The organism is Ornithinimicrobium sp., assembly GCF_051004135.1.
Taxonomy (GTDB): domain Bacteria; phylum Actinomycetota; class Actinomycetes; order Actinomycetales; family Dermatophilaceae; genus Ornithinicoccus.
This window is the reverse complement of the sequence record NZ_JBPCKQ010000103.1, coordinates 1-2,533: the sequence shown is the minus strand read 5'-3', so window position 1 is coordinate 2,533 and position 2,533 is coordinate 1. Positions and strand designations below refer to the sequence as shown.

Genomic DNA, 2,533 nt, shown 5'->3' with positions numbered 1-2,533 from the left:
CGAGGCTCGGGACCGGGTGGCCGGTCACGTGGCCGGTGCGGAGCAGGCTGGAGCTCACCTCGTCGTGGACGGTCGCGCGCAGTCGTTCGATACCGACGGGTTCTTCATCGGCGTCTCCCTCGTCGACCACGTGGTCCCTGGGATGGCTGTGTACGACGAGGAGATCTTCGGACCCGTGCTGTGCGTGGTCCGTGTCAGCACCTACGAGGAGGCTGTACGCCTCGTCAACTCCAACCAGTACGCGAACGGGGTGGCTCTCTTCACGCGGGATGGGCGCACTGCCCGGGAGTTCGAGGTGGACATCGAGGTGGGGATGGTGTCGGCGCCGACTGCAATACTCAAGACCTGAGCGTCGCCTGATGCTCATCGGGCCGCCACCGAAGTTCCACGGAACTCGGGACATCCTCGCTGGCCCCGGGGGGCCGGCTTCCGTCGGAGCGCGAGCTGTGTGCCGGCCTGGACGTGAGCCGCGCGTCGGTACGTCAGGCCCATATAGTGCTCAAGGTGCAGGGACTCGTCGAGGTGCGGCACGGTGAAGGAGCGATCCTGCTGAAGACGCGGCCGAACTCCGCGGTCCTCTCGGCAGTCCAGGCCCACACCCGGCGAGCGCCGGGCTCGCGGCACGACGGCGCACCGAGGAGGATCTCGTCCGGATCGAGGAGGGGCTGGAGGTGATGGCGCGCGACATCGCTGCCGGGCGCCGCGGTTTGGAGGGTGACGAGCTGTTCCACGGCGCGGTCACCGCGGCGGCGCGCTCGTCGTTGCTGACCGACCTGATGGCGGCGATCTCGGGGGCTATCCGGGAGAGCCGGCTCGAGTCGCTGTCCCAGCCGGGCGTCCCGAGCAGTCCCTGACCAGCCATCGCAAGATCGCCGATGCCATCCGCGCCCAGGATGAGGAGGCGGCTGCGGACGCCATGGCGGAGCACATTCGTCTGGTCAGCGACGTCGCCCTGTTGCGTGACGCATGACGAGCTAGTGGTGCCGCTTGTTAGTTCGGTGGTGTTGAGTCGTCGGGCAGCCAGGCGCTGGGGTCGCCGAGGTAGAGCCCGCAGGCGCAGTCGAGGGCCTCTTCGGGGCTCCCGGCGCGCTGCCCGTTGGGCAGGTAGCTGTTCTGGTAGTCATCGTGGCTAGCTCGGTAGATCGCGAAACCCCAGCTGCTGGCCGACCCGGCGTAGCGCAACCGGCACAGGGGCAGGGCCTCCTCCGGGTCGAGTTGGGCGGTGATGTAGGCGAACTGGCCGTGGAATCGGACATCGACGCTGCGCAGTGCGGGCCACCGGTCGCGGGCTCGGGCGGTGAGCCGCTGGCCGAGGCTGGTCTTGGTGGAGGCAGGTGGGGTGGGCACCGGTTCATCCTGCCTGGTTCACGCGGCCAGCGCCGTGCTGCCGGCGGGTCGGTGCGCATCCAGACGACGCAGAGCAGGTCATCCAGGTCGGCCCGCCCGAACGTCCAGTCAAACGGGGTCGCGGTGGCGTTGTAGCGAGGCTCGAAGTCGCTCAGGCGTTGGGCCAGGGCGTCGAGGTCGGCGAAGTCGGCAGGTTTGATGATCTTGCGTTGGATCACCGAGAAGACGATCTCGATCTGGTTCAACCAGGAGGCGTGCACCGGCAGGTGCACCAGGGTCGCGGCCGGCCAGGCGGTGCGCATCCGGTCGATGGAGCGTTGCCCGGCATGGGAGGAGCCGTTGTCGACCACCCAGAACACTCGTCGGGCTGAGGCGTAGGGCTCGGTGGTCATCACCTGGTCCACCAGGGCAGTGAAGGGGGCGATGCCGGTGGTGGGCTCGACTCGCCCGATCAGGTTGGCGCGGTGTACGTCGTAGGCGCCGAAGAAGGCCAGGGTGCCGTGCCGCTCGTACTCGAACTCCACCCGGCGGGACCGCCCCGGTCCGGCGCCAAGCTCGGGGTGGCAGCGGGACAGTGCCTGCAGCTGGGACTTCTCATCTGATGTGAAGCCCTCGGTTATGTGAGGTTGTCGGTGTTCGTGCTGGTGGGGGGCTTGCCCGGGCCTGAACTCTTCGCATAACCGTGAGGCTCAGATCGTTTGACGGAGCCAGGTAAGCAGGTCTTGCCGGGAGGCCTGGTCGTAACGGCTCGGTCCGAGCGTGCGCGCAGCGGCTGCTTCGACGGCCCGGCGCTTCATCTCCGGGTTGGCTTTGGCGTAGATCTCGGTTGTGACGATGGAGGCGTGTCCGAGGATGTCCCGGATGTAGATCAGGTTCACTCCGTTCTCCAGCAGGTGCATCGCGTAGGTTATCTGTAGTCGATTCTGCATAGTGCCTGGTCGAGGCTGTTTTCGGGGTTGAGGCATGTGAGGGACGTGGTTCGTGTTTGCGACGGGATCGAGGGACGGGCGTTCGTGGGGGTCATCGGTTCTGGTCCTTGATGAGCTGTCGGAGGCTGTTTCTGGCGGCGGTGAGGTCGTCTTCGAGTTCGCGGATGCGGCGGTTGGCGAGGCCGAGTTCGGCGGCGCGAGCGTCTCGTTCGGTGAGGAGCTGCCGGTTGACGTCGTCGAGGGTGGCGACGCGTTCG

4 protein-coding genes and 2 pseudogenes are annotated in these 2,533 nt (G+C 67.4%); 3 read left to right on the top strand and 3 right to left on the bottom strand.

Annotated features, from left to right (window positions below; all coding sequences use genetic code 11):
* From ACR2FV_RS05945 to ACR2FV_RS05935, 3 genes and pseudogenes are all read left to right on the top strand, one after another.
* On the top strand, positions 1–349 hold a 349-nt coding region (locus ACR2FV_RS05945; protein ID WP_434014774.1), incomplete at its 5' end, for an aldehyde dehydrogenase family protein.
* Positions 350–462: 113 nt separating this feature from the next.
* Positions 463–675: a hypothetical protein gene (locus ACR2FV_RS05940; protein ID WP_434014773.1), complete on the top strand. Its 213-nt coding sequence runs from the start codon at positions 463–465 to the stop codon at positions 673–675.
* A pseudogene (locus ACR2FV_RS05935) lies at positions 654–970 on the top strand (FCD domain-containing protein). The gene ACR2FV_RS05940 and the pseudogene ACR2FV_RS05935 overlap by 22 nt, the downstream one beginning before the upstream one ends.
* A 20-nt stretch (positions 971–990) precedes the next feature.
* On the opposite strand, the gene ACR2FV_RS05930 reads toward ACR2FV_RS05935, so the two are convergent.
* The 3 genes and pseudogenes from ACR2FV_RS05930 to ACR2FV_RS05920 all read right to left on the bottom strand — a co-directional run bounded on the left by ACR2FV_RS05930 (position 991) and on the right by ACR2FV_RS05920 (position 2,246).
* The gene (locus tag ACR2FV_RS05930) at positions 991–1,347 is read right to left on the bottom strand and encodes a hypothetical protein (RefSeq protein ID WP_434014775.1); all 357 of its coding nucleotides are present in this window, start codon (positions 1,345–1,347) and stop codon (positions 991–993) included.
* 224 nt (positions 1,348–1,571) lie between these two features.
* Positions 1,572–1,871, bottom strand: a pseudogene (locus ACR2FV_RS05925) (transposase); the annotation flags it as partial.
* 165 nt (positions 1,872–2,036) lie between these two features.
* Positions 2,037–2,246: a hypothetical protein gene (locus ACR2FV_RS05920; RefSeq protein ID WP_434014772.1), complete on the bottom strand. Its 210-nt coding sequence runs from the start codon at positions 2,244–2,246 to the stop codon at positions 2,037–2,039.
* Positions 2,247–2,533: the final 287 nt, after the last annotated feature.

What these genes read in the sequence shown, in the direction of transcription:
- ACR2FV_RS05920 (WP_434014772.1), bottom strand. Translation starts at nt 2,246, where the DNA reads ATGCACCTGCTGGAGAACGGAGTGAACCTGATCTACATCCGGGACATC.